Genomic DNA, 25,693 nt, shown 5'->3' with positions numbered 1-25,693 from the left:
ACTGAGCTGCCTGCCCTGAGCTTGTCGAAGGGTCGAAGTGAAGGACAGGGCTTGTATCCCATTATTTTCGGTCAAAGTCGGCTAGAGTTTCTAGCATTTCGGCGCGAGCCGCGTGCTCTTGCTCTTTTAACTCTTCTGGTAATAGTACGGGGTCTGCTGGCGCGTGAGCGTGGTAGTGATAAGCCTGTTCGCTGACTAAATCAATAAAACCAATCAGGTGTTCCCCTTTACCAATCGGGTACTGGTGCGGGATTAAAGGACGGCTGGAAACAGCTTTGAGGGCATCCAAAATTTCCCGGTAGGAAAGACCGCAGGTATCATCCATACAGGAGAAGCGATCCATCTTATTGATAAAGACCAGGTGGGGAATTTCCCAATCATCCAGGAATTTAAATAGCGGTGATAAAGTGAGGACGCGGTCAATTATCGGCTCGCAAACGACAACGACGGCATCAACCCCAATTAAAGCGTTGTAGGTTTCTTGAGCAAATTCAACCGAGCCAGGACAGTCTAAAAAATTAAAGCGAATACCAAGATATTCGGTACTCGCTGCGGTGACTTCTACACTCATGGAGCGATCGCGGGCTTCGGTGGCACTATCACCTACCGTATTACCCTCCTTGATGCTACCTTTACGAGAAACTGCCCCAGTCACAGACAATAAGCTTTCGAGCAATGTGGTTTTACCACTGCCATAAGGCCCAACAATTGCGACATTCCGGATGCCGGATAGAACTTTTTCATTCATAATTCACCCCCAAAATTGATAAGGAGTTCAAGGAAATTGACAATTTGGGTAAATCAAGAGATTTACTTTCCCCTCCGTTACCCTGTGGGCTTACGCAGAAAACTCTGATTGTTCTTTAGTGGCGGCGAGAAAATTGGGAAAGGATGCCTGTTTGGTTTTGAATGGGTTTTGTGGCGATCCCTTCTGGGGTTTTGCTACTATCTTGCCTCCACCCCTGATTCGTATTACTTAACTACGTAAGTCCTAACTGTGCCAATTCAGTTGAGTTGCGAAACTAGAAACGAACTTAATCGTCTTAACTTTTGAGAGTAGCGCGTTCTGAGGGGATGAAACAATACTTGCAATGTCTTGTAAGGGAAAGTCCTATAAAAGTTAAGTAACACTACTTTCTATAAATGATTTCTAACTTTTATGAATCTAAGCAACAGTTGCAAACGAATTTGTTTCAAAACTTCTGGCGATTGGCAAAGTGGAAAGTGGGGAGATGAGGAGATGGGGATAATCTATTTCATTCTTAATCCTTCCTCTCCTGCACCCCTACTCAGAGCGTTGTGGCTAACAATTAGCTTGAGTGTATTGGGGCTGTGGGGAGTGGGAACGCCAATCATGGCTCAAACCCCCAGCACGCTTCAAATCGCCCAATCTTTGCCGAGACTGACACCAACTACTCCAGCCGCCGCCGATCAGCTCAATCAGGGAATTCAGCTTGTGCAGCAAGGCAAAATCCCCGAAGCGATCGCCGCCTTTCAACAAGCCTCCCGACTCAACCCCAAACTCGCTCCCGCCCACTACAACTTAGGATTAGCCTTGCGGCAAATTGGACAGTTGCAACCTGCGGCTGATGCGTTTTACCAGGCAATCCAAGCTGATCCAGATTTTGCCATTGCCTATGCTAATTTAGGGGCTGCCTTACTCGAAGGAAATAACTTACCCCAGGCAAAAGATTACCTAGAACGGGCACTCGAACTCGACTCTACCTCTGGCATTGCTCACTACAACCTGGGTTTAGTACTGGCTCAACAAGGAGAAGTGGACAACGCGATCGCTGCCTTTGGGCGTGCCATCCCGTTGAGTAGCAATGCTCCTGAACCGTCCTACCACTTAGGGTTAGCCTATCTGCAACAGGGCAAAATTGAAGAGGCGAAAAAGGCATTTCAACGAGCGGTGAAAATCAGCCCTAAATACCCCGAAGCTCACTACAACTTAGGCACCATTCTATTTAACCAGGGAGACTTAAACGCTGCCCTAGAAGCCTTCCGTCAATCAGCCGCCGCCAATCCCAACTACGCCAATGCTTACTATGGTGCAGCTTTAACCTTTATCAAACAGAACCGCTACAGCGATGCTCAACAAGTATTGCAATATGCCAAAAACCTCTATACCTCTCAAGGTAATACCCAGTGGGCAATAAAGGCAGAACAACTGCTTGAACAAGTGCGCTAAGGCGATCGCGCTCTCCAACCCTCTCCCTATACAAAGGCTTACAGAGAACGCCCCCATCTCCTAACCCCTTCTCCCGCCATCGAGAGCAGGAAAATCTGTGAAAATTGCTGTAAGTGGAAAGTACAACAGCACAATGGAAGTGAAAAACCTGTAATACACTGGAAGCGCATCCTAGCAAACCAGAAAGCATAACGGCTAATGGTTCTATCGACATGCAGCGCTTAAAATTGGAGTTTCCCGATGCTTGAAGCTTTACCCGACACCATTAGTGTCGATACAGAGTTACCCCTGGCTCTGGTAGGACTAGGTGGGGCATTAGTACTCGTTGGTAGTTGGACTCTCCCCCGGTTGATTACTTCTTTACTAGACCGTTTCCTATCTTTCCAAATCAAGGAAGCCTATCAAACAATCATTGAACCCTACAAAGGCTTTTTGGGGCTAGTCCTAACTTTACTAGGAACGGATTTCATCTTATTTCTAATTCCCAAAACAAAGTTCGTTAGCTTGATCGAACTGCCAATCAGTTTAGCCTTAGCGATCGCAGGTAGTTGGCTTGGTTCTCGGCTGTTCAAGCGTTTTTTCGATTTTTATCTCCTCGACGCCGCGATCAAAAGCGGACGTAAGGTTAATAGCGAACTCTTAATTCTTGCCAAACTATTAGCTAATTTTATAATTGTTGTCCTGGCAGTTATTATTTTTGCCCAAACGCATCAAATCAATATTTTGGGTTTAGTTGCCAGTTTAGGGGTAGGAGGACTAGCCGTCGCCTTTGCCGCTCAAAAAACTTTAGAACAGTTTTTAGGGGGAATTGTTATTTACCTCGATCGTCCCTTTGTTATTGACGACTACATTGGTTTACCGGATGGCACATTTGGCAGAGTAGAGTCGATTGGGTTACGTTCTACTAAAATTAGCACCTCTGGCAAAGGAACATTAATGGTAGTTCCCAATAGCGTACTTACCCAAGTCAATATTGAGAATTTCACAGGTGCTAAGAAGGTGATGTCGCTGATTTACCTGACGTTTTATCGTACTATTCCCAATGAAGAGCGGGCATTAATTCGGCAAGTCATCTTAGAAAGCACAGGTGGTATTTTTGGGATAGATGCTCGTAGTACCAATGTCACCTTCAAAGATGTTATCAGGGGAGACGGACAAAAAATAACCCAGTCTCAAATAACCTTTTTCATTCTTGGCTCTGGAGAAGTATCGATGGATCTGCGTCGCCAACTCCTGGATATTGCCAATCAAACTATTACCAAACAGCTTAAAGAATATGGCATTGCTTTTGATATAGAAGAACCAACAATTTACGTCGATTCCCCCATTACAATTTAGAACTTTTTTAATGGTTATTCCTGCTGATTTTTTAGATTTTTTTCAAATTGATACCGTTGTTGCCCGGAGATTTTTAGTTGAGTTAGGAATTAGGTTAGGAGGCTTATTTATATTTATTCTCCTTTCTTTGCTGATCGGGCGATATACCCCATCAGCGATCAGGCTGATCATTCAACGGTTTTTACCGCATCAGGTGACGAGTTTTTATCAAAATTTAATCGATCCAATCAGTCAATTATTTAAAATTGCGGGAACGTTAATTCTTATTTCTCTGTCGCTGGTTTGGATTAGAGTATACCCAGTCTTTTATAACTTTTTTAGTTTTTTCGTAGATTTAGCTGTTATTGTCAGCCTTGCTTGGTTAGCATCACGCTTGTTTCGACAGTTTGTCCGCGTGTATGGCATCGAAATCGTCCGCAAGTTCGGGCGAGAAGTTGATGAATTGCTTCTAGTATTTGAAACCTTAGCCAATGTAATTATTGGATTTATTGCCGTTCTCGCCTTTGCTCAAAATCGTTTTGACTTGGTGGGTTTGTTAGCGGGATTGGGGATTGGAGGATTAGCACTTGCCTTTGCTGCCCAAAAAACTTTGGAACAACTATTAGGAACGATTGTTTTATACTTAGACCGTCCTTTTGTCCCTGGTGAATACATTCGCTTACAGCGATCGCAACAAATTCCAGAAGGCTTGTTTGGTCGAGTCGAGTCAATCGGTTTACGCTCTACTAAAATTCGCACTTCGGCAAAAAGCACGCTGTTTATTGTGCCAAATTCGATTTTTGCCAATTTAGAAATTGAAAACATCACTAGAGGGAAGAAGGTGATGGTTTTGCTTTATTTAGATTTTTCACATACTTTGGAAGAACGGGAACAAGCGTTAGTTCAGCAAGTCATTACAGAAAGCACAAATTCTTTATTTGGCATCGATCCGGGTAGTACCAATATTACGTTGCTTCATCCGGATGACCAGAAATCGACCCGTGCTAGAGTCTCGTTCTTTATTCTCGGTTCCAGTGACAATTCGATTCAACTTCGCAAACGTCTCCTGGAATTAGCCAATGAAAAAATTTCTAAGAAGTTGATCGCCTATGGCATAGATTTTAAAATGCATGAGCCAACTATTTACGTTGAGTCACCCGTGACGATTTAGGATAGCCTCTATCCCATCGCAGCCGCAACCGTTTAAGACTGTGTTGAGCCTAATTCATCACAGTGTCCCTACTATCATCCTCCGTCGGCAAGAGTTATCAGCTTACGTCTTGATGTATTTTGTAGGGAGAACTCCCAGTCGATAGTTTAGTTTCCCCAAATGTCGAAGGGGAATAACTGCTGCATGACGGTGGAGGGTTGCTGATATTTTTGCCATTATGTTTAGAAGATCTCTGCAAAGTTGTCCGCCCTATTTACCTGCAGTGGCAAAAAAAACACCACTTCGCAATCCTAATAAAATCAAAGCCCCCAGACAGAGTATTAGGCGGGGCTTAAACTATTTGTATTGGCGCACAGTGCGTCTGCAAGGTCGTCCAGAACCGATCGCGCGGGGTTTAGCCTGTGGCATATTTGCAGGATTGTTTCCTTTCTTTGGATTGCAAACCCTCCTTGGCGTTTTACTGGCGGTTGTCTTTCGGGGTAATAAGATTGTCGCCGCCGCAGCAACATGGGTGAGCAATCCCTTCACTTATATCCCCATCTACGCCTTCAATTTTCATGTCGGTCAGATGCTGCTCAACCAGCATGAGTTAACGAACGTCAGCTTGCAATCCTGGGAAGAAGTCAAAGAGCTAGGTACAGAAATTCTCTTTCCTTTATTTGTCGGTTGCTTTGCTGTTGCGTCAGTTGTCTCCATTTTCAGCTATTTTATGGGGCTAAGACTGATTGATCACCTGCGAAATTCCTATAAATTGCGTCAACGACGGAGATTAATGCGTAAGCATTATTCTGAGCGCTAGGTGAACTACCCACGCTGAATCATTCATATTGCAGCGTTGGCTTCCTAATCAGGTAGATTATGGTGTGGGACTTATAGCTCCCCCAAGCCCCCTCATATAGTTAAAGGTTGCGCTCTAAAGCGATCGCATTGGCAACAGATGGCTGGCAGATTCTGCCTCGTTGAGCATCTTAGTAATTTGTTTGTCTAGTGCAGTTTCAATCTCGCTTTCCAGGGGAGGCGTTCTGGCGTGGTGTAGGCTTGGGCTTGTGCGAGGACGCGATCGCGTAACATCACCAATAGCTGCTGTCGAATATCCGCACGCAAGGGTTTGAGCTGGAGCAAGCGGCTAACTTGATACTGAGCCTGCAATCCTACCTGTTTGGCAATGTCTCCCATCGGCGTTCCCTGACAATGAAATAGTTGCAGTGCTGTCAAAAATTGTTCTGCTTTTTGGGGAGACTGACGCCGTAATTTCCTGGCTCGTGCATCCGTCACCTGGGCAACTGCTGCATCTAAACAAACTCGAAACTGCTGACGATAAGACTGCAAAAACTCAGTTTGGTCGTCTTCAGGAGCAAGAATATTTTGAGAGTGAGGCGATGGAACCCGCTCAAGGATACGGTCATACTTATCTAGAGCGCCCTGTGGCTTAATCGCTTGAGAACCTCCCCTGACATGAATTTGGTACTGGCGCAGTCGAGAAGCCAACTGTTGAAGTTGTGCCATTACTGTTTCAGGTTTTGGAGATTGAGAAGAGCCACTTTTGGTAGAAATTACGTCTTTTTGTTCCCCATCCCCAGGTATCAGGTGGTAGGCGATTTGTTGTAGCTGTTCGGTTGTCGGTGTAGCACATCGTCCCCCACTTCCCCCTTGGCGTTGTTGGAGACGAGCCACGCGATAAACCCCATGGTAAGACTCCAAAAGCCGCCTGGCTTGGCTGATTTCAATCGCCGTCAGATGGTGAAACTCTTTGAGGATTCGCTCTAACTGGCTAGGGCGAGTGTCATTGAGAATTGCCCAATCACTAACTAGGTAAACTCCCCGTTCTAGTAAAAACGCATTCAGTTCTTTGTCGTGTTTTGTGCGTCGAGTTGTCCAAGTCGCTAAACCACTTTGCGTTAGCTCAAAGCTTTGCAAAATTTCTCTAGCAAGAAATGGCGGCGAGGTGGGTTGGTACCCTCTACCATCATCACCGAGGACAATTGGCAATAAATCGCGACAGGTGAAACCATGTCCAACACCAAACTGAGCTTCTAGTTGCAGACACACTCGCTCAATATGCCAAGAAATAAAGCACAGCAAACAGCGTTCTGCTAATAGCGATCGCTCTGGCTCTTGAGTTGGGTTTTCTTCGTGCATCCAGTGCAGTAACTGGCGCTGAATCAGCTTATCCGGCACCTCGAATCTCTCTGCATCGGGAAATGCTGAGGCGAAAAATGCTTTTGCTGAGGCAATTACCTGTAGCTTTCGCCCACCTGTAGCATCGATTCTCACCAATGTCCAATATTTAGATGCAGCACTCATATTAGTCATCAGTTATTGATTGTTAGCCATGAGTCCTTTTTAATAACTGTCCATGTTCTCATCTCCTGGGGTTTGGGTAGCAACGTTCGGTACGCCGCGACTTATCTCTAAACTTGGTGAACTTATGCAGTTTTCATCGTTAGTAATTTCGTGGAGGCGAAATCCCCGACTTCTCTAAGAAGTCGGGGATCTAGGGCGATACTCAGTAAACTTTTAAGGTGTTGGCGATTAGGAACGCCAATCCCTGCATATCTGCCAAAATCCTCAGAGATATATAGCTAGCGACACCACTCATAAGGAAGAAAAATCGTGAAGCGTCTTGTCTCTAGCGTTCTATTAACTAGCTGTTTGTGGGGAAGTGTAAATCTATCGGTTATCCCTCAGCATCATCAAGGATTAGCTCAAGCACAAACATCTAACGAGCAGTTGTTCTACACCTTCTATGGTCAACAGATTCCCCTGAGTTTGCGATCGGATGTTGTTGCGGTGGCTTTTAAATCAGTTAGGGGAGGGACGCGGGGTGAGGTAAAGCCGCTTTATCTGCAATTGCAGGAAGACTTGCAACAAGGCGGGAGTAGCGCGACTCGCGGTGAGAGTCGCGCTACTGGGTTAGCGGTGGATGTGAAGCCGCTAGGCGATCGCTTTGCCTTAGTTACACTCCCCAGCGGCAGCCGGAGTTCCATTGCAGCGGTAACTCAGCAGGTTCGCGCGGCTGCTTATGTGCAAGAAACGCTGCCCGTATTGAGTCGCAGCAGTTCCTCAGAAGCCTCATCGGATCAAAGTGAGGAAGCGATCGTTTTACCGAATGAAATTGTTGTTTCCTTTGAGCCAGGAATTTCTGAGGGTCGCAAGCAGCTAATGTTGATGCAGAATAAGCTGGAAGTGATTCGCCCGCTGCGCTTTACCAACAATCGCTATCTGGTGCGCTCTACCTCTACATCGGGTACGGCAGTTTTGGATGTGGCGAATCGGCTGAGTAGCTTAGGAGGAGTGCAGTCGGCAACTCCCAATTTTGTCCAGTCTGTTCCTTATCAAGTGCAGTCGCTAGTGGCAAATGCCTCCTCGCTGTCAGAGATTCCCAACGCCGTTGAGGGACTGCAAAGGCTTTTAGCGCGTTTGCCCCAACCTAAAAATACGCCCTTTTCTACAGCAATGTTACCGCTGCAATGGCACCTGAACAGCACTCCCCGGCGCGGTCAGTTATTGCCCCGTACCGATGTTCGCGCTACCGAATCCTGGAAAAACAGCAATCAGGGTGAGGGCGTTGTTGTTGCGGTGATTGATTCCTTGATTCAGTGGGATCATCCCGATTTAGCCAAGAATGTCTACGAATCGGCGAAGGTTGAGGAGCCTTTACCGGGTGAAGTTCATGGCTGGGATTTCTCTAGTGGTGGTGGGGGCGATCCGGATACGCGCTTGAGCGAAGAAGAATTGGATGTGATGCGACCGGATTTTCAGAAATCCTTTGCTCTATCTAGCGATGAGTTACTGAAGGAATACCCACGGCTGGCGCGTGCCTTAAAGTCTTACTATCCCGATGCATCCAGGGGTCAGCTTGCTAGTATGCTGCGGAATTATCTGCGGAGTAGAGTTGCCTCTGAGTTTCATGGGACTTGGAGTGCTGGGGTAATTGCTGCCAATCCTCAAGATAATACGGGTGTGGTAGGTGTCGCTCCCCATGCGAAGTTTTTGCCCGTGCGGGTGTTTGGGTTGGGGGGTCAGATTACGCCGGATGCCCTGATTGAGGCAGTTGGTTACTCAGCAGCGCGGGATGTTGATGTGATTAATATGAGCTTGGGTGGCTTGCTTCCGGTAGAGGATTTGACGCAGCAAATATTTGAGGTACTGGAGGCCAATCCCCAGTTAGCGATCGTTGCGTCGGCGGGTAATGAAAGCTTAGATGGCGTTGGTTTCCCGGCGGCAATTCCGGGGGTGATTTCTGTAGGGGCGACGAACCTGACAGGTAATCGCAGCTTTTACAGCAGTTATGGCGGCAGATTGGATGTGGTGGCTCCCGGTGGGGATATTTCAACCAGCGCCGGGGGGGGTATTCTCACCACTGGCGGGACGGGGGTTGAGGGCTTCTGGGAGGGGATATCGCTGCCCGATTACTCCTGGGGAGTCGCCCTCGATCCGCTGGGGAATTACGTGCAGGTGCAAGGGACTTCCTTTTCTGCGCCAACGGTATCCGGGGTGGTGGCGTTGATGAAAGGGGAAAACGGAGGGTTAAGTCGCGATCGCGTCTCCACTATCCTCCAAGAAACCTCCAACTACGAAGGCTTAACACTCACAAAAGCAGATGAGAATCATTATCGATTGCAAGCAGCGATCGGCTTTGGCACGGCGGAAGATTTTTCCTTCCTGCGTCCTTCCGGGATTTTCCAACCCAATCAGCCCGTTTCGGCACAGCAGTATTTCTTTGGTAGTGGCTTAGTGAATGCTCAAGCCGCAGTTGAAGCGGCGAAGCGGTGAAAACCTGCCCCAGCAGAGATCCCCCCCAGCCCCCCTTAAAAAGGGGGGAGCAGAAATCTTAGAGCTAGAGCTAGATCCCGGACTTCTTCAAGAAGTCGGGGATTTGAAGAGTCCTCAAGAGTGAGTGCGATCGCAAATAGTTTGAAAACAAGCCCTAAGGGGTGTAGGGTTCCGACATCGCCTCTTCATCGGTAATTCGTATAACCAAATTTGCCCCAGAGATAGAACAATGAAGAACAACAAACCGAGGGTAAAAGCAATGTTGGCAAAAGCGTTAGTAAAAGGATGGCTCCCTTGGGCAGCTACCCTAGTGGCGATGATGGTATTACTAACAGGAGTGCCAGAGCCAGTTCCAGCACAACCCCTACCTCCCCAATCAGCACAACAGTTAGCAGAACTAGAGGAAGCCCAGCGGCTGAATCAGCAGGTATTCCAGCTCTACAACCAGGGGCAGTACGCTGCTGCCATCCCCCTAGCAGAACGCGCCCTCGCCATCATGGAGAAGGTGCTGGGACAAGAGCATCCCGATGTTGCCACCAGCCTCAACAATCTGGCAAATCTGTACAAGGAAATGGGGAACTACAGCACTGCCGAACCCTTATACCAACGCGCTTTGGCAATCTTAGAGAAAGTACTGGGACAAGCGCATCCCGATGTCGCCCTGACGCTCAACAATCTGGCATTGCTGTACCAGTTACAGGGGAACTACAGCACTGCCGAACCCTTGTACCAACGCTCTTTGGCAATCTTAGAGAAAGTGCTAGGACAAGAGCATCCCTCTGTCGCCACGACGCTCAACAATCTGGCATTGCTGTACCAGTTACAGGGGAACTACAGCACTGCTGAATCCTTGTTGCAACGCTCCTTGGCAATCTATGAGAAAGTGCTGGGACAAGAGCATCCCTCTGTCGCCACGACGCTCAACAATCTGGCAACGCTGTACCGGGATATGGGGAACTACAGCACTGCCGAACCCTTGTACCAACGCTCCTTGGCAATCTATGAGAAAGTGTTGGGACAAGAGCATCCCTATGTCGCCACCAGCCTCAATAGTTTGGCAGGGCTGTACCAGGATATGGGGAACTACAGCACTGCCGAACCCTTGTACCAACGCTCTTTGGCAATCCGGGAGAAAGTGCTGGGACAAGAGCATTCCTCTGTCGCCACGACGCTCAACAATCTGGCAACGCTGTACCGGGATATGGGGAACTACAGCACTGCCGAACCCTTGTACCAACGCGCCCTTGCCATCATGGAGGAAGTGCTGGGACAAGAGCATCCCGATATTGCCACCAGCCTCAACAATCTGGCAGAGCTGTACTGGGCACAGGGAAACGTTGACGAGGCAATGGAATTTCTGACTCGTGGTACCAGCATTGAAGAAAAAAACCTCGCCCTCATCCTCACCACTGGCTCGGAAAGACAAAAACGCGACTACATGGCTACTATCTCTGGTACAACAAACTTGACAGCCTCCTTACACCTCCAGGATGCACCTAACAATCCCGAAGCCGTTCGTCTCGCCCTCACTACCGTTTTGCAACGCAAAGGTCGCGTTCTCGATGCCCTCACCGATAGCCTGCAAACCTTACGCCAAAACCTCAAACCCGAAGACCAAGTTCTCCTTGATGAATTAGCGGCTACCCGCTCGCAACTGGCAGCACTACTATTCAGCGGAGTTGGGGATACTCCACCCCAAGAGTACCAAAAGCAAGTTGCCCAGTTGAAAGCCAAAACTGAAGAACAAGAAAACCGCCTCGCTCGTCGCAGTGCTGAGTTCCGCACCGAGTCTCAACCTGTAACCCTTGAGGCCGTGCAGTCGTTAATTCCTGCCGATGCTGCCTTGGTAGAACTGGTATTGTACGAACCCTACAACGCCAAAGCCACAAAACGCGATGAAAGGGTCGGTGTTCCTCGCTACGCCGCTTATGTTTTACCTGATCAAGGCGCTCCCAAATGGGTAGATTTAGGCGAAGCCGCCCCCATCAACCAAGCCGTTGAAGACTTCCGCCACTCCCTCCGCAACCGTCACCCAAACGTCAAGCAAACCGCCCGCACCCTCGATGAACTCCTGATGCAGCCTGTGCGTCAATTCCTGGGAAATACTCGCCAAGTGCTACTTTCTCCCGACAGCCAACTGAACCTGATTCCCTTCGCCGCCCTAGTTGACGAAAACAATCAATACCTCATCGAAAACTACTCCATCACCTACCTCGGTTCTGGACGCGACATCTTGCGCCTGGAAAATTCCTCCCCTAGTCGTTCCGCCCCAGTACTGGTAGCTAATCCTGACTTCGATAACCCCGGCAATCCTGCTGTACAAATAGCCAGTAATAAAACCTCTCCCCTGCAAGGGGGGTTAGGTCAAACCGCCCTCAGTCGCGGTACAAATAACCAACGCTCCGGCGACATTGCCAGAATGCGGTTCGATCCTTTACCCGGTACGGCTCAAGAAGCCCAAGTCATTGCCCCGTTACTCCCAGGAGTCACGCTCCTGACTAAATCCGACGCGACAGAAAATGTCATCAAGCAAGTTAATGCCCCCAGCATCCTGCATATCGCCACCCATGGATTTTTCCTGGACAAGGTAGAACTAGTGGCACCTCCGGCTTATGGCGAGAGTAACATTTTTTCCCTAGGGCGATCGCTTGCCACAGTAGAACGCCGTCCCGGTACAACTGCCACTCCCCGCAACTACGAAAACCCCCTATTACGCAGTGGCATTGCCCTAGCAGGCTTCAACCCCCGCCAAAGTGGTACGGAAGATGGCGTACTGACAGCCCTAGAAGCCGCTGGACTGAAATTACGCGGTACTAAGCTAGTGGTTCTGTCTGCCTGCGAAACCGGGCTGGGAGATGTCATCAATGGCGAAGGCGTTGATGGTTTACGTCGCGCCTTTGCCACGGCTGGGGCAGAAAGTCAGCTTCTGAGTTTGTGGAAAGTGGATGATTACGGCACAAAGGATTTGATGGTGAAGTATTACCAGCGATTGATGAATAACGAGGGCAGGAGCGAGGCGTTGCGTCAGGTGCAGTTGGAGATGCTGGCTAACCCGCAGTATCAGCATCCTTTCTTCTGGGGGGCGTTCATTCCTTCCGGTGACTGGGGGGCGATGGAGTTGCAGTAAGCCCATAGACTCTCTGGAGTTTTGCCAACAAAGCTACGCAATTACACAAAATAGAGACGTAGCATGTTACGTCTCTACACACTCGCCAGGGTTTTTTCAAGCCTTCTAAACCACCTCAAAGGTAATCGACAGCGCTCCCATTTGTGTAGTATTCATCTCTGCCCTTGCTTCCACACCTGCAACTGACCCCCGCGACGATAAATCACCCAACATATTGCCCACTATATCCAAAGCTTCGCTTCCTCTGCTTGTTACTGTACCGCGTCCTTTGGTTGCTGCTAGTTGCTCTGTTGCTAACTGTTGCAAGCGCAGTAACGCAGCAGTAAGCGGCTTGTGGCTAGCAACAATTAACACCTCTCCCAACCCAGGTTTTTTCGTTCGCAGCACAAACGGATCTCTTGCTGGATCGGGAATTAGGAGTTCTTGATCAGGCTGAATCTGAGAGGCTGCTTCTAATTCTGCTGTCGCTCCTTCCTGGAACTCATTGGGAAAGAAGACGGTAATACCTTCAGTTGGATCGATTAACAAAATGCCTAGGTAAAGAGGGCGCGTCTCTTGGTTTTTCACGCGAAACTGAAATGCCTCTCCCACCTTCAGCTTTCTTAAAGATGTTTCTGGTTCTCCGCGAGAGACAAAGGGCTGACAATAATCATCTCGTTTGCGGCAACTACCACGCGGCGGAATTACTTGGGCAACTACCATATTTGACTGCTCTTCCAGTGCCATAGTTGCTGACAAGTTCAAGCGGGTAGATTGGGTATTTAGTGTTTTAGTTATCAGCCGTGCAGCGAGTAGGGAAATGAGTTTGCTTTGCAAGCGAGAAATTGCATCTGTCACTGTCTCCCCAGCACTACCAGCAGAATCGGGAATCAGTTCAAGGGCTGGGGAAAATAGACCAATACTGCCTGCTGGCGTCCGGCTGAGAATGAAATGCACCTCTTTGGGATATGGCTCATTGCCTGCTTTTGAAGGCACCGCTTCCATTCGGTTCAACTTTTCTAGGGCTGACTTGGCTGCTGTCGCCTCGTTACCTAAAGAAGGATCGAGACCGATGTGCAGGCGCAAATCAGCCGGAATGACGCGAGCATACTCTTGCAGGAGTTGCCCTGGTTGCACTGTTCCCTGAATTTTAGCGGTGCCAGTCAAGCCGTCGCGAGATAGCATTTCAAGCCGCGTCTCGCCGCGATCGCTACTAGCAACTGTGGTGAAAATCGATTCCTTCCCAAACGCTTCTTGGCTATCGGGTTGGATTCCACCTAGCCAGACTGTAGCTTGGTCATTTTTGACCTCAAGAATTACGGCTTCGGCTGGTGGCGTTTGTGGTTCTGTGAAATAAACTAACTGGTTGGTCTTTCCACCAAAAGCTTCAACTAAGGGATTTTGGTTGTGAAGCTTTAGATATTCTAAATCGCGATTCACGCGTTGGACTAGGCTTTGAACGTCAGCGGTTCTCTGCCAAAGATACTGCGTCAGTAAGTAGGTAAAGGCTCCCGCATGAAAGCCGGGAATATTTGTAATCAGCGGCGTATTCGTCCCGTTGCGCCGAAGCAATGACAACCCCTGTGGCTACTCCTTTTCGGCGCTCCTCTAGCAGTTTTGCAGGAGTAAGATTTAACCGAGACATCAACTGATCTTGATACTGGAATTCTTCTTGGCTAGCTTTTCCTCCGCCCTCAAGCGATCGCACGATAATATTTCCCCTAGTACCGCCCCCAGAATGACAGCTATCTAGAACCACGGTAACGTTCTCGGTCTTTTGTTTCAGCTCAGACATCAACAGAAATAGCGTTTGTCCCATAATGTCGTTGACAACGCCTTCTTGCGCCAGGGGGCTGTCGTCGGCGGGAACAAAAGTACTGTTTTTACCGGAAGGATCGATGGGATCGCGATCGCTGACGTAAGAACCGTGTCCGGAGAAGTGGAAAACCACTACATCTCCCGGTTTGGCTTGTTTGATTAAATGTTCTTCAAAGGTGGTGAGTATACCGTTTCGAGTGGCTGCGCCATCCGTCAAGGTGAGGATGTCCTTGTTGTTGAAGCCAAAGCGGTGCATTAGCAGTTGGCGTTGCAACTCGACATCGTTGACGCATCCGTTTAGCTTTCTAAAACGCTGACTGTTGGGATAATCGTTGATTCCCACCAAAAGCGCGAGTTTACGCGGCGTGCTTTGAGCTAGTGCTTTGCCATAGCGAAGACCTTGTTGTTGTAGGTCTAGCTGACTCAATCCAATTGTTGCCAAAGCGGAACCAGCGAACTGCAAGAACTGACGGCGCTTAATTCTGGGCATAACCTACCTCTCAAGCTTGGGGACAGAATTTAGTTAAGTTGTTTTTGATAAGTAGCTGGTGGAGTGTTCCACATCTAGTTATCTCTGGCGTTACTAGGGGTTATGCATATTTTCACTGACCCCGGACTAGGAGATTTCCTAAAACCATTAATCCCTAGTCAACCGATTTTAGTATTAATACTGAATTTGAGTGACTTAAAGCTTTGAAAGCCGCTTTCATCATTTCTTTCACGCTTCTTGCAGCTGCTACATCGCCCATTGATTCTTCGATTAACCAACTTTGATCTAAAGATTCAATGGCGGAGAAATAATCCCCTAAGAAATAATAGGCGCTGCCTAAAGCAAATAGAGCCATGCCTTCCCCTTTGAGTCCTAGTGCTCCCGTGGCTAGACTCTGCTGGTAATACTTAATGGCTTGAGTGTAATTATTTAAACACTGATTAGCACTGCCCAAGCCTAGGAGTGCCTGACTTTCCGCCTCGCGGTTGAGTTTTCCTGTCGCTAAACTCTGCTGATAAAATTCAATGGCATCCGTTAACTGGTTTTGGGAAAGATAAGCTTTTCCTAAGTTGAGCAGAGCTTCCGCTTCTCGGACTGGAGCATTGAGAAATTGAGCGATCGCCAAACTTTGCTGATAAAGTGCGATCGCCCCAGCAAAGTCACCCAAATGTTGGTAAGCCCGCCCCAACTCACTCAAAATCCCTAGCTCTCCCTCTCGGTCTTGAGCTTCCTGTAAAATCGCTAAACTCTGTTGCAAGTAATCAGCCGCACTCGCATAGTCACCTAAACCTAAGTGAACCCGTCCCAGCCATTGCAGTGCCGCACTTTTTTGTGGATATCCCATAATGCCTAAAATCTATTAATTTCTGGTATGAGAACTTTTTGGCGATCGCCAATGCAATCCGTTTGGAGTCTTGTTAACTAACCCATAGCTCTGGTGCAGTTCCCAGTTATGCACTAAGCTCTTCAGAAGCCGTTTAACTGATGACTGCAAACTGTGGATTCAAGGCTAATAAAAGTCTCTACTCATCAATGACTGCTTCTAATGACACCTGGCTGTCTCCCACAGCCGACTTGAGCTTATTAAAGGATGAAGTTCATATCTGGCGAGCTGAACTTAACCTCCCTGAATGGCGGCTGCAACATCTGGCACAATTACTTTCTCCAGACGAGCAACAAAGGGCTGAACGGTTTTATTTTGAGCAGCATCGGCAGCGTTTTATTGCCGCTCGCGGTATCCTCCGCACCCTCCTAGGTCGCTACTTAGCTATAGAGCCGCATCAGCTACAGTTTCGTTATCAACCTCGCGGTAAACCCGTTTTGGTAGAAAGCTGTGGCGGGAAACAGCTCTTTTTTAACTTGTCTCACTCAAATGATCTTGCTTTGTATGCTGTGACGCTTGAGCGCCAGGTTGGGATTGATTTAGAATATCTCCGCCCAATTTCTGATGCCGAGCAGCTTGCCAAGCGCTTTTTCTCTGCTGGAGAATACGAGGCGATTCGGGCGCTGTCTCCTAGCCAGAAGCAAGAAGCATTTTTTCGCTATTGGACTTGTAAGGAAGCTTGCATTAAAGCCACTGGAGAGGGACTGGCGCAGCTAGATAAAGTTGAGATTTCCCTGACTCCAGAAGCACCCGCTAATCTGCTGAACAGTCCCAGCCCCTTACAGAACGATCAAGACTGGGTGCTTCTAGAATTAACCCCTGCCTCCAACTATGTAGCTGCTGTTGCTGTTGTAGGGAAAGGCTGGCAGCTTTCTCGCTGGCAGTTTCTTTAATTATGAGAAAAATCTTTTGGTGGAGCTGGGTAGCGATCGCGTTCGGGATGGCGCTGCTGATCTCTCTTCCCCGTAATCAACCGCCTTCCGTACCTTCTTCCGTCGTGCAACTGCCGCCAAAGAAAGAAATCCGATACGATTCCTATACTCTAGCCTCAAGCGTGGTTCATACCCTACTGATTCCTTCTGGAAGTCGCTTTTCAGTGATTCCCGTTTTATCCCCACAGTTAAGCACCGTTGAGAACTTTGCCCAGAAACACAATGCGATCGCGGTTTTGAATGGGGGCTTTTTTGATCCGCAAAACCGAAAAACGACTTCCTACATTCTCCAGCAAGGAAGCCTAGTCGCCGACCCTCGCCTCAACGAACGGCTGATCAACAATTCCCAGCTTGTCCCTTACTTAAACAAAATTCTCAACCGCAGCGAATTTCGACGTTACCGTTGTGGCGCAACATTCGATTACGACATCGCCCTCCACAGCGAACCCACTCCTATGGGTTGTCAGTTAGTGGATGCGTTGGGAGGTGGCCCTAGTTTATTACCGGAACTAAGCTTAGTTGAAGAGGGTTTTCAAGATTTTGCTGACGGGAAAGTGATTCGAGACTCCCTAGACAGCGATCGCCCTAATGCTCGCAGCGCCGTGGGGATAACTGCGGATGGTAGCCTGCTTCTAGTGATGGTGGCACAAAAGCCAGAAACGCCCAGCACTTCCGGGATGAGCCTCAAAGCCCTAGCCGACTTCATGAAAACCCAAGGTGTTGAGAAAGCCATGAATTTGGATGGGGGAAGTTCCAGTTCTCTTTATTACCAGGGCAAAACCTTTTCTGGAAAAGTAGACGAACAGGGAGATCCAATCCAGCGATCGGTTTTTTCTGTTCTACTGGTTGAAGAAAACTGACTGAAGTCAGAGAGATGGCGGTAGCATCATTGACAATCTGCGATCGCATCTATCTTTAAGTCGAATGGCACTGACTTAAGCCAAACTTGCTCCTGAGATCCCTGACTTCTTGAAGAAGTCGGGGATCTAGATCAGCAATGCCAGTGCTATTCGTCCTGAGAATCACTACGACTTCGGCTTATAAGTCGAAGCGACATGCAACTCCTTCAACTGCTTGGCATCAACATCAGAAGGCGCATCAGTAAGCAAGCATCGCGCCTGCTGCGTCTTCGGAAACGCAATTACGTCCCGGATCGACTCTTCACCCGCGAGGAGCATCACCAAGCGGTCTAAACCGTAGGCGATACCACCGTGGGGTGGGGTGCCGTATTCAAAGGCTTCGAGGAGAAAGCCGAATTTGTTATACGCTTCCTCTGGCGATAAACCAATGGTTTCAAACACCTGCTGTTGAACATCCCGCTGATAAATCCGCAGACTACCGCCGCCAATTTCTAAGCCGTTGTAGGTCAAGTCATAGGCTTGCGCTCTGGCGGTTTTGAGGTCGTCTAAGTCCTCAGGATTAGGAGCAGTGAAGGGGTGATGCAGCGGCTCTAAACGCTTCTCGTCTGCATTCCACTCGAACATCGGGAAGTCGGTTACCCACAGTAAGTTGATTTTGTTGGAGTCAATTAACCCTAATTCCCGACCAATAACTTGCCGTAGTCGATCCAGAGTTTTGTTGACAACATCAGCAGCGCCAGCGCCAAAGAGGAGGAGGTGTCCGGCTTCTGCTCCGGTGCGGCTCAGGAGTTCCTGTTTTTGTTCTTCTGTCAGGTTGTCTTTAATCGCGCCGATGGTGTCGATTTCGCCATTTTCCCGCACGCGGATGTAGGCGATGCCTTTTGCACCTGCTTCGCTGGCTTCTTTGAATAAATCGCCACCGGGCTTAATTCGCACGTTAGAAATCGCTTCATTGCCGCCGGGAATGGGTAGAACTTTCACTATCCCACCATTAGCGATCGCTCCGGAAAAAACCTTGAAGCCAGAGTCTTTCATGATGTCAGAAACATCGACTAGCTCTAAGCCAAAACGCGTATCTGGTTTATCCGTACCATAGCGTCCCATTGCCTCGGCATAGGTAAGGCGCGGGAACGGACGGGGGAGATCGATACCTTTAACAGTTTTGAAGAGGTGACAGATTAAATCTTCATTGAGCTGGAGAATTTCTTCTTCAGACAAGAAGCTCATCTCCATGTCTAGCTGAGTAAATTCTGGCTGTCTGTCAGCACGAAGGTCTTCATCCCGGAAGCACCGCGCAATCTGGTAGTAGCGGTCAAAGCCGGACACCATCAAAATTTGCTTGAAGAGCTGCGGTGACTGGGGTAAGGCAAACCATTCATTGGGATTGACGCGGGAAGGGACAAGATAGTCTCTGGCTCCTTCGGGAGTCGATCTGGTCAGAATTGGAGTTTCGACTTCTAGGAAACCTTTCTGGTCTTCCAAATAGCGGCGGAGAGTTTTGATTACTTCTGCACGCAGTTTCAGGTTGTGGCGCATCCGTTCCCGCCGCAAATCTAAATAGCGATACTTGAGCCGCAAGTCTTCTCGCACCGATTCGCTATTCGCCGTCGCCACCTGAAACGGTAACGGCTTATGCACGGCATTCAGCAACTCAATGGCGTCGGCATAAATTTCCACGTCCCCCGTTGGCACTTTGGGGTTGAGCGACTCTTCGGGACGTTGCGTCACTCTCCCTGTCACCCGCACCACATATTCATTCCGCAGATCATTTGCCCGCTCGTAAGAATCTGGGGTGCGCTGGGGATCGCTAACAATCTGGACAATCCCGGTGCGATCGCGTAAATCTAAAAAAGTTACTCCACCGTGATCGCGGTAACGGTCTACCCAACCGCACAGGGTAACCGTTTCTCCAATATGTTCTGGTCGCAGCTCACCACAATAATAAGTACGCATAGTTGCTTAAGTTGTCACTTCGGCTCTAAGAAGTCAAAAAGGCTAGAAGTCTATAATAAGCGCCATTTGCCTTACTCTGTAGTACCGATTGCACAAACCCCCTTCCCATGGACGGGAAGGAGGTAGAAGGTAGGATTGCTGCAATTGTTGAAAGTGAGTTTAACCTTGGTTCTCGGCTTGAGGATTAACGTCCTGCGCCATCTTCCGGTAATCCTCAGGGTTACCTGTTGACTGCGTTGTGCTGCTCATATCTTCGTTAGAGGGAAAGGTCTTCTGCTGAGGTGCTGTTGCTGCTTCCGCTGCTGCCGCTCCAGCTCCCGATTTATCTGCATCACTAACGTCGAACTTTTTTGAGGCTTCGTAATCAGCTTCTACATCAACTTTTTGCCTGGCTTCCTCACCTTTTGCCATCCCTTCCGCCGCCAGTTGGGCTTCTTGGATGTCAGCGGCTTCTTTGGGATCGGGTTTTATACTTTCTGCCATAATCGGCTCCTTATTTAACTTTTCTTATCGTGCCGCTCATTTTATCAACATCGATCCCTAAGGCTTTAGCCTCTTAAGGCATATTTTTAAGCTCACTAACAACAAAGAGCAATTTAGTCATTTTTTTTAAATCAAACTCTCTCTATCGGAGGGCGACTTGGTTTCGTAAAATCTGATACGCCTAGGCTGTACATTAATTCACTTGCTTAGGAAAAAAAATATGGCAGCACAAGAAAATCGTCCCCAATCCGCCTCCGTTCTCTCGGTCGAAACCCAAAAAGTTGTTGAAGCATTTCAAGGGTTGGGCACTGACGAACAACTAGCACTTTTTTACTACGTCTATGAAAAGATGGGCGACTCGATTACCCCGGCTGCACCAGGCGCAGCTAATCCTGAAATCGCTCCTAGTCTGCTAGGAGACTACCTAGATATGTCTGACGACGAACAACTAGCCATCATGCGTCAGATTGTTAATAGAGAAGATACAGAAATGTCTCGTGCCTATGGGGGACTGACGGAGAATAACCAGCTTGTTGTCTGGTACGCCTGGGCGCAAGAAATGGGCGAGAACGTTGTAGACATGCCCTCAGACTATCAAGCTTCGCAACCCGTTAAAGATGCTCTCAGTCAAATTGAGAAGCTCGACTTTGAAGCGCAAATCTCAATGATGCGTGCCGTCGTTGGAGAGATGGGCTACAGCGATGTGCAGCGCATACCTACCCAGGAAGAAACAGGCAAAACATCGAGTTTGTAAGTTTTATCCCGTCCGGTTAATCCCTGGAACTGTGGAATACTGTGGCTTTTACTTACGTACAGAACAACCCTTGGTACGGGTGAACAGTGGTTGACTTGTACCAAGGGTTGAATTCATATTCAGAGCTATTTATTGCAAAACGAACTCAAAATGAGTTCGTTTTAAGTAGAAATCGCTACTGGAATCTACGTGTTAGCCCTATTTGAGATCGAAAATTGTCGCCACATAATCAAGACATCGACTTCTTATAGAGAAAGGATTAACAGGGATGACAGCACTATTACGACAAGAACTCGGTGATTTTATTAGTATTGCTTGCTTCAAAGCAGTGATCGTGGGGATAGAAAACGCTCTGGGCGAAAGAGCGACGGCGATCTCTCTACTTGCTGCTGGTCGGGCTAGGGGGAAAAAACTTGCAGAGGAGTTGGAACTGGTAAATTCATCAGTCCCTTTGGATGAGGTGACAGCTAGGCTGAATCAGGTTCTGGGTAAACAGGGAACTCGCCTTTGCATAATTGAAAAAGTTGTTCAAGATGGGGATGTTACCAAGGTTTACACCGCAGAAACCGTATGTTCTGCTGGGGAACCGCAAGGCTCTTCTCGTAATTCCACCTTCACCCTGGGTGCCATTTGGGGTGTGTTAGAACAACTTCTCAATTACCGCTTGCAAGGCAAACAGACTGAATCTGTACTCCGGGGCGGCACTCATGATGTCTTCGAGTTTACGCCATTGACCTGAGCCTAACTAGCTTCAGAGGTGATCAGTACTTGTGTTGATACACGACCAGAATTTCACTACCTCTATTACCTATTAGATGCTAAAGCCGAGAACTCTAGCAAAAATTCTGTCAGTCAATCGTTTCTCCAGAACTTGGTGGGTTTTCTGCGAAATAAGGTCTAATTCTGCTGCCTTGTTTACCTGTTTCTTGGAGATTGTCTGGAGCGATTTAGGAGGGTACAAACATATACTCCTAGGGCAGGATAGACATCTTATGCTAAAACGACTTGCATCATTTCCTCTGGGTTGAGATGAGAGTGCAGCACTTCACCATCGCGGAACCAGACGATGCGTTTGGTGAGACGGGCGACTTCTGGCTCGTGCGTCACCATAACGACGGTGATACCACTGTCATTTAACTCAGTGAAGATCTCCAACACTTCCTGGGTAGTACGCGAATCTAGTGCGCCTGTGGGTTCATCCGCTAGCAATAAAACGGGTCTGTTGACAATGGCGCGGGCGATCGCTACCCGTTGTTGTTGTCCTCCCGAAAGCTGATTGGGCTTGTTTTTGAGGCGGTTTCCCAGTCCTACCCGTTGTAGGGCAACTGTAGCGCGATCGTGGCGATCGCTCTGAGGCACCCCCGCATACACCATCGGTAACATCACATTTTCCAGCGCCGTGAGCTGTTGCAACAAGTGGAATTGCTGGAAGACAAAGCCAATTTTGAGATTGCGAATTCCGGCTAAATCCGCATCTGCCAGTTGAGAGACATCCACTCCATCTAAGTAGTAGTGTCCTGATGTCGGTCGATCCAGACAGCCAATGATATTCATGGCGGTAGACTTACCGGAACCCGATGCTCCCATAATCGAGCAATACTCGCCTTCTTCAACAACTAGGTTAATTCCGTTTAGTGCCCGGACTTCAGTATTCTCTGTGCCGTAGATTTTGAAAATATTCTCCATCTGGATAATGGCAGGCTTGCGATCGCGCTGGAGGTGGGATTGAGGATTAAGTCGATCTTGCATATCTCTGTTATTTATTACTGAGTGCTGAGTAGGAGTGATGGGGTGATAAGAGTTTTAATAAACCACAGAGGCACAGAGGACGCAGAGGTTAGAAAAAAGAGAGGGTGATGAGGAGATAAAGAGATGAGGAGAAGCGATAACCCCTAACCTCTCGCCCTTCATACTTCATACTTCACCCTTCATCCTTCATACTTCACTTTAAGCACTCCGTAACGCGACGATCGGGTCGAGTTTTGCTGCGCGTCGGGCGGGAACGACGCCAAAGAACAAGCCAATTCCACCGGAGACACTGACCGCCATGATAATCGCTACGGGTGAAATTCCGGCTTTTAATGGACTCAAAAGGGCTACCACCTGCACGACGCCAATTCCTAATGCTGTGCCGATAATGCCTCCCGCCGCAGAGAGAATCACGGCTTCAATCAAAAACTGAATTAGAATATCTTGCTCTCTTGCCCCGATCGCTTTTCGCAATCCGATTTCCTGAGTGCGCTCGGTTACTGAAACCAACATGATATTCATCACACCGATGCCACCAACGAGCAACGAAATTGCAGCGATCGCGGCTAAAAGTATCGTCAGTCCACCTGTAACCGTACCGACAATTTGCAGCAGTTCTTGCTGCGCTCTGACGGTAAAGTCATCTTCCCCGTTAATTTTGTGCCGCAGTCGCAGCAAATTCTCAATCTGAAACTTGGCGGCTCCGGTACTATCTGGATCTTTGGCAGAGACGGTAATGTAAGTCAGCTCTAGTCCGTAGGGAGAAGTATTTCCGACTAGGCGATTAGCTAGGGTGGTAAGGGGCACATACGCCGACTCGTCTGGATTATCTCCCAGTGCGGCACCTTTTGACTTCATCACACCAATAACCTGAAAGGAGGTACTTCTAATCCGGATCTGCTGACCGATGGGGTTAGCGTCGCCAAAAAGCCGCTCTGCTAGCTCTGAACCGAGAGCAACGACCTGGGTATTGCGCCGTAAGTCTTGGTTGGTAATAAACAGCCCTTCGGCAACATTAAAGCTTCTGACGGTCAAAAATTCTGGTGTGACTCCGGTAATTGCGGTGGTGGTACTTTTGTTGCGATAGGTAACAAGCTGCCGCGAGTTGATTTGCGGCGAAACTCCCTTTACAGAAGGGACTTGCTCGGCGATCGCATTGGCATCTTCCAGCACCAAGTTTCTTGGTACAGCAGAGGTTGTATTCCGCGTTTCCTGGGAGCCAGGAACGATAAATAGCACGTTAGGGCCAAGGGACTCAAACTGCTCTGATGCTAAACGTTGGGCACCTTGTCCAATCCCCACCATGGCAATCACGGAAGCATTGCCGATGATGATTCCCAGCATCGTCAAACTACTCCGTAGTTTATTGGCAACCAGCGTCCTACCTGACATTTTGATGCTGTCGAGGAGGTCAATTTTTTGGGCACCTCTCGAAGATTTTCGAGACTTTTCCAGGTGCGTCTCTACGCCTTTTGACTCTTCCCGTTTCACTCTCTTTCCTCTCGATTGAAGTCTTTGGGTGGCTCAATAAATACCCTCTCGCCCTGGGTTAATCCTTCAAGAATCTGAGTTTGAGGTCGGAACTCTGGACCAATCGTCACCGGTCGGAACTCTGGTTTGTTGTTTTCATCGGGTACCAGCACCCCGGTTTCCCCATCTTCAGTGACGATCGCCACGGTGGGGACAACTAATGCATTGCTGACTTGGTCACCGATAAAGGTCAAATCTACGTTCATCCCAGAACGTAGTTCCTCTTGACCTGTCAACAGTTCGACTCGTACCTGAAAAGAGGTGACATTTTGCTCCACTACCGCTTCCGGTGCGATCAATTTCACCCGACCTTTAAAGACTTTATCCGGTAGAGCATCTGCCACAACTTCTACAGGTTGACCCACTTGGAGTTCTCCCACATCCACTTCTGGAACATTGGCGAGGACTTCTAAGCCTCTGGCGATCGCTACAACGGAGGTCGAAGTGGCTGAGGCTGTACTTGATGCAGACGTGGTGGGCGTTACAAAGGCTCCCTCCGTTGCATACTTTTGCGTCACAATTCCCGAAAATGGGGCGCGAATAATCGAGTCTTGGAGCTGCACTTGCGCCCCCAATAACTGCGCTTTTGCCGCGTCAACGGCGGCTTGCAGTTGAGCAATTTCCTCAGGACGTCGACCATTTTCTAGCTGCTGCACGGCAATTCTTGCTTCTTCTACCGCCGCTTGCAGTTGATTCACTTCCGGATTGACGAGGTTGCGTACCTGATTTAGGCCCTGCTCGGCTTCAATTAAGGCAGCATTCGCATTGCGGGCTTCCGTCAAAACTTCTTCAAGCTGGTCTTGGGCGATCGCTCCCTGCTGTGTCAGAAATTCATAGCGTGCTCCCCGCGAACGAGCTAGCGTTAACCGAGAACGCGCTGTTTCCACTTGCGCCAGTGCCTGGTTAACTTCGGTCGGCGTTCTGGCGAGGGTATCATTTAAGCGGGCTTGGGCTTGGGCAAGTCTTGCCCTGGCTTGGGCAATTTCTTCCGGACGACTGCCAGCTTGTGCCTCAGCCAGACGCGCTTGAGCTTGATTTAAGTCTGCCCTGGCTTTATAAAACTGTGCCTGAAGGTCGGCATTTTCCATCTGTGCCAATGGTTGCCCTTCTTGAACGCGATCGCCTTGTTCAACCATTAGCTTTGCCAAACGTCCAGAGGTTTTTGGACTCAGGTTGACGCTTTGCACAGGAACCACCGTGCCGCTTGCGGAAATGCGGACGGTGAGGTTTTGGGCTTGCACAGGCACCGTCAGTTCATCTAATTTAGTGCTGGGCGTTCTTGCCCCAATAAGATAGTAAGTGGTTCCCCCTACCGCTAAAATGCCTGCTGCCATTAGTCCGACTAACCAAGGGAGAGGTCGCTTGATTTTACCAATTAGGGGAACTTCCATATCTAAGGTCATCGAGTTAGGCAGTTAAGCAATAATTAAGAAAAGCCGTAAGTCAGATGCACTCACTGAATCTGTCTCGTCTATCTTCTAGTAAAGTCACTCAGCCCCTTAATAGGCATCACCCGCATAGGTGAAACGCTCAGATTCCGTGAGTAGACCCCCCTTAATCCCCCCTTAGTAAGGGGGGAGACTTGAAATCTTGCCCCCTCCCCTTACTAAGGGGAGGGTTGGGGAGGGGTCTGGTACATTTTTGCAAGAGGTCTAGTGCCAACTTACTGGGGTTATTTCT

The 25,693-nt window shown here is 48.6% G+C and carries 19 protein-coding genes and 1 pseudogene; 10 read left to right on the top strand and 10 right to left on the bottom strand.

Going from position 1 to position 25,693, the window contains the following annotated elements:
• Positions 1-70 precede the first annotated feature (70 nt).
• Positions 71-748: pseudogene (locus AC5JR3_RS10660) on the bottom strand (GTP-binding protein); the annotation flags it as partial.
• A gap of 606 nt (positions 749-1,354) precedes the next feature.
• On the opposite strand from AC5JR3_RS10660, the gene AC5JR3_RS10655 reads away from it, so the two are divergent.
• From AC5JR3_RS10655 to AC5JR3_RS10640, 4 genes are all read left to right on the top strand, one after another.
• Complete coding sequence (locus tag AC5JR3_RS10655) at positions 1,355-2,191, top strand: tetratricopeptide repeat protein (protein ID WP_495845757.1); 837 nt, start codon at positions 1,355-1,357, stop codon at positions 2,189-2,191.
• Positions 2,192-2,431: 240 nt separating this feature from the next.
• Positions 2,432-3,529 carry a mechanosensitive ion channel family protein gene (locus tag AC5JR3_RS10650; RefSeq protein WP_495845707.1) on the top strand — a complete coding sequence of 366 codons (1,098 nt, stop codon included), beginning with the start codon at positions 2,432-2,434 and terminating at the stop codon, positions 3,527-3,529.
• A 10-nt stretch (positions 3,530-3,539) separates the two neighbouring features.
• Positions 3,540-4,679, top strand: coding sequence for a mechanosensitive ion channel family protein (locus AC5JR3_RS10645; protein ID WP_495845705.1), 1,140 nt, complete (start codon positions 3,540-3,542; stop codon positions 4,677-4,679).
• Positions 4,680-4,941: 262 nt separating this feature from the next.
• The gene (locus AC5JR3_RS10640) at positions 4,942-5,478 is read left to right on the top strand and encodes a DUF2062 domain-containing protein (protein ID WP_495845703.1); all 537 of its coding nucleotides are present in this window, start codon (positions 4,942-4,944) and stop codon (positions 5,476-5,478) included.
• A gap of 185 nt (positions 5,479-5,663) precedes the next feature.
• Here AC5JR3_RS10640 and AC5JR3_RS10635 read toward each other — a convergent pair whose 3' ends face one another.
• Positions 5,664-6,983 (bottom strand): hypothetical protein, encoded by a 1,320-nt coding sequence (locus tag AC5JR3_RS10635; RefSeq protein WP_495845701.1) that lies wholly within the window; start codon positions 6,981-6,983, stop codon positions 5,664-5,666.
• Between the two features lie 309 nt (positions 6,984-7,292).
• Here AC5JR3_RS10635 and AC5JR3_RS10630 point away from each other — a divergent pair, with 309 nt between their 5' ends.
• On the top strand, positions 7,293-9,455 hold the full coding sequence (locus AC5JR3_RS10630) for a S8 family peptidase (protein ID WP_495845699.1): 2,163 nt from the start codon (positions 7,293-7,295) through the stop codon (positions 9,453-9,455).
• A gap of 229 nt (positions 9,456-9,684) precedes the next feature.
• Positions 9,685-12,582, top strand: a complete 2,898-nt coding sequence (locus AC5JR3_RS10625) for a CHAT domain-containing protein (protein ID WP_495845697.1) — start codon at positions 9,685-9,687, stop codon at positions 12,580-12,582.
• Positions 12,583-12,687: 105 nt separating this feature from the next.
• Here AC5JR3_RS10625 and AC5JR3_RS10620 read toward each other — a convergent pair whose 3' ends face one another.
• The 3 genes from AC5JR3_RS10620 to AC5JR3_RS10610 all read right to left on the bottom strand — a co-directional run bounded on the left by AC5JR3_RS10620 (position 12,688) and on the right by AC5JR3_RS10610 (position 15,713).
• Positions 12,688-14,139 carry a DUF4384 domain-containing protein gene (locus AC5JR3_RS10620; RefSeq protein WP_495845695.1) on the bottom strand — a complete coding sequence of 484 codons (1,452 nt, stop codon included), beginning with the start codon at positions 14,137-14,139 and terminating at the stop codon, positions 12,688-12,690.
• Entirely contained in the window at positions 14,024-14,869 is an 846-nt protein-coding gene (locus AC5JR3_RS10615; protein ID WP_495845693.1) for a caspase family protein, read from the bottom strand. The genes AC5JR3_RS10620 and AC5JR3_RS10615 overlap by 116 nt, the downstream gene beginning before the upstream one ends.
• A gap of 154 nt (positions 14,870-15,023) precedes the next feature.
• Positions 15,024-15,713 carry a tetratricopeptide repeat protein gene (locus tag AC5JR3_RS10610; RefSeq protein ID WP_495845691.1) on the bottom strand — a complete coding sequence of 230 codons (690 nt, stop codon included), beginning with the start codon at positions 15,711-15,713 and terminating at the stop codon, positions 15,024-15,026.
• 188 nt (positions 15,714-15,901) lie between these two features.
• On the opposite strand from AC5JR3_RS10610, the gene AC5JR3_RS10605 reads away from it, so the two are divergent.
• Both AC5JR3_RS10605 and AC5JR3_RS10600 read left to right on the top strand, forming a co-directional pair.
• Positions 15,902-16,645, top strand: coding sequence for a 4'-phosphopantetheinyl transferase family protein (locus AC5JR3_RS10605; RefSeq protein ID WP_495845689.1), 744 nt, complete (start codon positions 15,902-15,904; stop codon positions 16,643-16,645).
• A gap of 2 nt (positions 16,646-16,647) precedes the next feature.
• Entirely contained in the window at positions 16,648-17,544 is an 897-nt protein-coding gene (locus AC5JR3_RS10600) for a phosphodiester glycosidase family protein (RefSeq protein ID WP_495845687.1), read from the top strand.
• Between the two features lie 165 nt (positions 17,545-17,709).
• Here AC5JR3_RS10600 and aspS read toward each other — a convergent pair whose 3' ends face one another.
• Positions 17,710-19,497 (bottom strand): aspartate--tRNA ligase, encoded by a 1,788-nt coding sequence (gene aspS, locus AC5JR3_RS10595; RefSeq protein ID WP_495845685.1) that lies wholly within the window; start codon positions 19,495-19,497, stop codon positions 17,710-17,712.
• Between the two features lie 159 nt (positions 19,498-19,656).
• Positions 19,657-19,980, bottom strand: coding sequence for a hypothetical protein (locus tag AC5JR3_RS10590; protein WP_495845683.1), 324 nt, complete (start codon positions 19,978-19,980; stop codon positions 19,657-19,659).
• Positions 19,981-20,200: 220 nt separating this feature from the next.
• On the opposite strand from AC5JR3_RS10590, the gene AC5JR3_RS10585 reads away from it, so the two are divergent.
• Entirely contained in the window at positions 20,201-20,734 is a 534-nt protein-coding gene (locus AC5JR3_RS10585) for an orange carotenoid protein N-terminal domain-containing protein (protein WP_495845681.1), read from the top strand.
• A gap of 268 nt (positions 20,735-21,002) precedes the next feature.
• Positions 21,003-21,473, top strand: coding sequence for a hydrocarbon-binding protein (locus tag AC5JR3_RS10580; RefSeq protein WP_495845679.1), 471 nt, complete (start codon positions 21,003-21,005; stop codon positions 21,471-21,473).
• A 251-nt stretch (positions 21,474-21,724) separates the two neighbouring features.
• Here the strand turns inward: AC5JR3_RS10580 and AC5JR3_RS10575 are convergent, their stop codons facing one another.
• The 3 genes from AC5JR3_RS10575 to AC5JR3_RS10565 all read right to left on the bottom strand — a co-directional run bounded on the left by AC5JR3_RS10575 (position 21,725) and on the right by AC5JR3_RS10565 (position 25,416).
• Complete coding sequence (locus tag AC5JR3_RS10575) at positions 21,725-22,483, bottom strand: ABC transporter ATP-binding protein (RefSeq protein WP_495845677.1); 759 nt, start codon at positions 22,481-22,483, stop codon at positions 21,725-21,727.
• Between the two features lie 198 nt (positions 22,484-22,681).
• Complete coding sequence (locus AC5JR3_RS10570; protein WP_495845755.1) at positions 22,682-23,899, bottom strand: ABC transporter permease; 1,218 nt, start codon at positions 23,897-23,899, stop codon at positions 22,682-22,684.
• 71 nt (positions 23,900-23,970) lie between these two features.
• Positions 23,971-25,416, bottom strand: a complete 1,446-nt coding sequence (locus AC5JR3_RS10565) for an efflux RND transporter periplasmic adaptor subunit (RefSeq protein WP_495845675.1) — start codon at positions 25,414-25,416, stop codon at positions 23,971-23,973.
• Between the last annotated feature and the right edge of the window lie 277 nt (positions 25,417-25,693).

The sequence above is a fragment of the Kastovskya adunca genome (assembly GCF_059505785.1).
The sequence above is the reverse complement of the archived record's forward strand: the minus strand, read 5'-3'. Positions and strand labels throughout refer to the sequence as shown.

What these genes read in the sequence shown, in the direction of transcription:
- AC5JR3_RS10655 (WP_495845757.1), top strand. Translation starts at nt 1,355, where the DNA reads ATGGCTCAAACCCCCAGCACGCTTCAAATCGCCCAATCTTTGCCGAGA.
- AC5JR3_RS10650 (WP_495845707.1), top strand. Translation starts at nt 2,432, where the DNA reads ATGCTTGAAGCTTTACCCGACACCATTAGTGTCGATACAGAGTTACCC.
- AC5JR3_RS10645 (WP_495845705.1), top strand. Translation starts at nt 3,540, where the DNA reads ATGGTTATTCCTGCTGATTTTTTAGATTTTTTTCAAATTGATACCGTT.
- AC5JR3_RS10635 (WP_495845701.1), bottom strand. Translation starts at nt 6,983, where the DNA reads ATGAGTGCTGCATCTAAATATTGGACATTGGTGAGAATCGATGCTACA.
- AC5JR3_RS10625 (WP_495845697.1), top strand. Translation starts at nt 9,685, where the DNA reads ATGAAGAACAACAAACCGAGGGTAAAAGCAATGTTGGCAAAAGCGTTA.
- AC5JR3_RS10615 (WP_495845693.1), bottom strand. Translation starts at nt 14,869, where the DNA reads ATGCCCAGAATTAAGCGCCGTCAGTTCTTGCAGTTCGCTGGTTCCGCT.
- AC5JR3_RS10610 (WP_495845691.1), bottom strand. Translation starts at nt 15,713, where the DNA reads ATGGGATATCCACAAAAAAGTGCGGCACTGCAATGGCTGGGACGGGTT.
- AC5JR3_RS10605 (WP_495845689.1), top strand. Translation starts at nt 15,902, where the DNA reads ATGACTGCTTCTAATGACACCTGGCTGTCTCCCACAGCCGACTTGAGC.
- AC5JR3_RS10600 (WP_495845687.1), top strand. Translation starts at nt 16,648, where the DNA reads ATGAGAAAAATCTTTTGGTGGAGCTGGGTAGCGATCGCGTTCGGGATG.
- aspS (WP_495845685.1), bottom strand. Translation starts at nt 19,497, where the DNA reads ATGCGTACTTATTATTGTGGTGAGCTGCGACCAGAACATATTGGAGAA.
- AC5JR3_RS10590 (WP_495845683.1), bottom strand. Translation starts at nt 19,980, where the DNA reads ATGGCAGAAAGTATAAAACCCGATCCCAAAGAAGCCGCTGACATCCAA.
- AC5JR3_RS10585 (WP_495845681.1), top strand. Translation starts at nt 20,201, where the DNA reads ATGGCAGCACAAGAAAATCGTCCCCAATCCGCCTCCGTTCTCTCGGTC.
- AC5JR3_RS10580 (WP_495845679.1), top strand. Translation starts at nt 21,003, where the DNA reads ATGACAGCACTATTACGACAAGAACTCGGTGATTTTATTAGTATTGCT.
- AC5JR3_RS10575 (WP_495845677.1), bottom strand. Translation starts at nt 22,483, where the DNA reads ATGCAAGATCGACTTAATCCTCAATCCCACCTCCAGCGCGATCGCAAG.
- AC5JR3_RS10565 (WP_495845675.1), bottom strand. Translation starts at nt 25,416, where the DNA reads ATGACCTTAGATATGGAAGTTCCCCTAATTGGTAAAATCAAGCGACCT.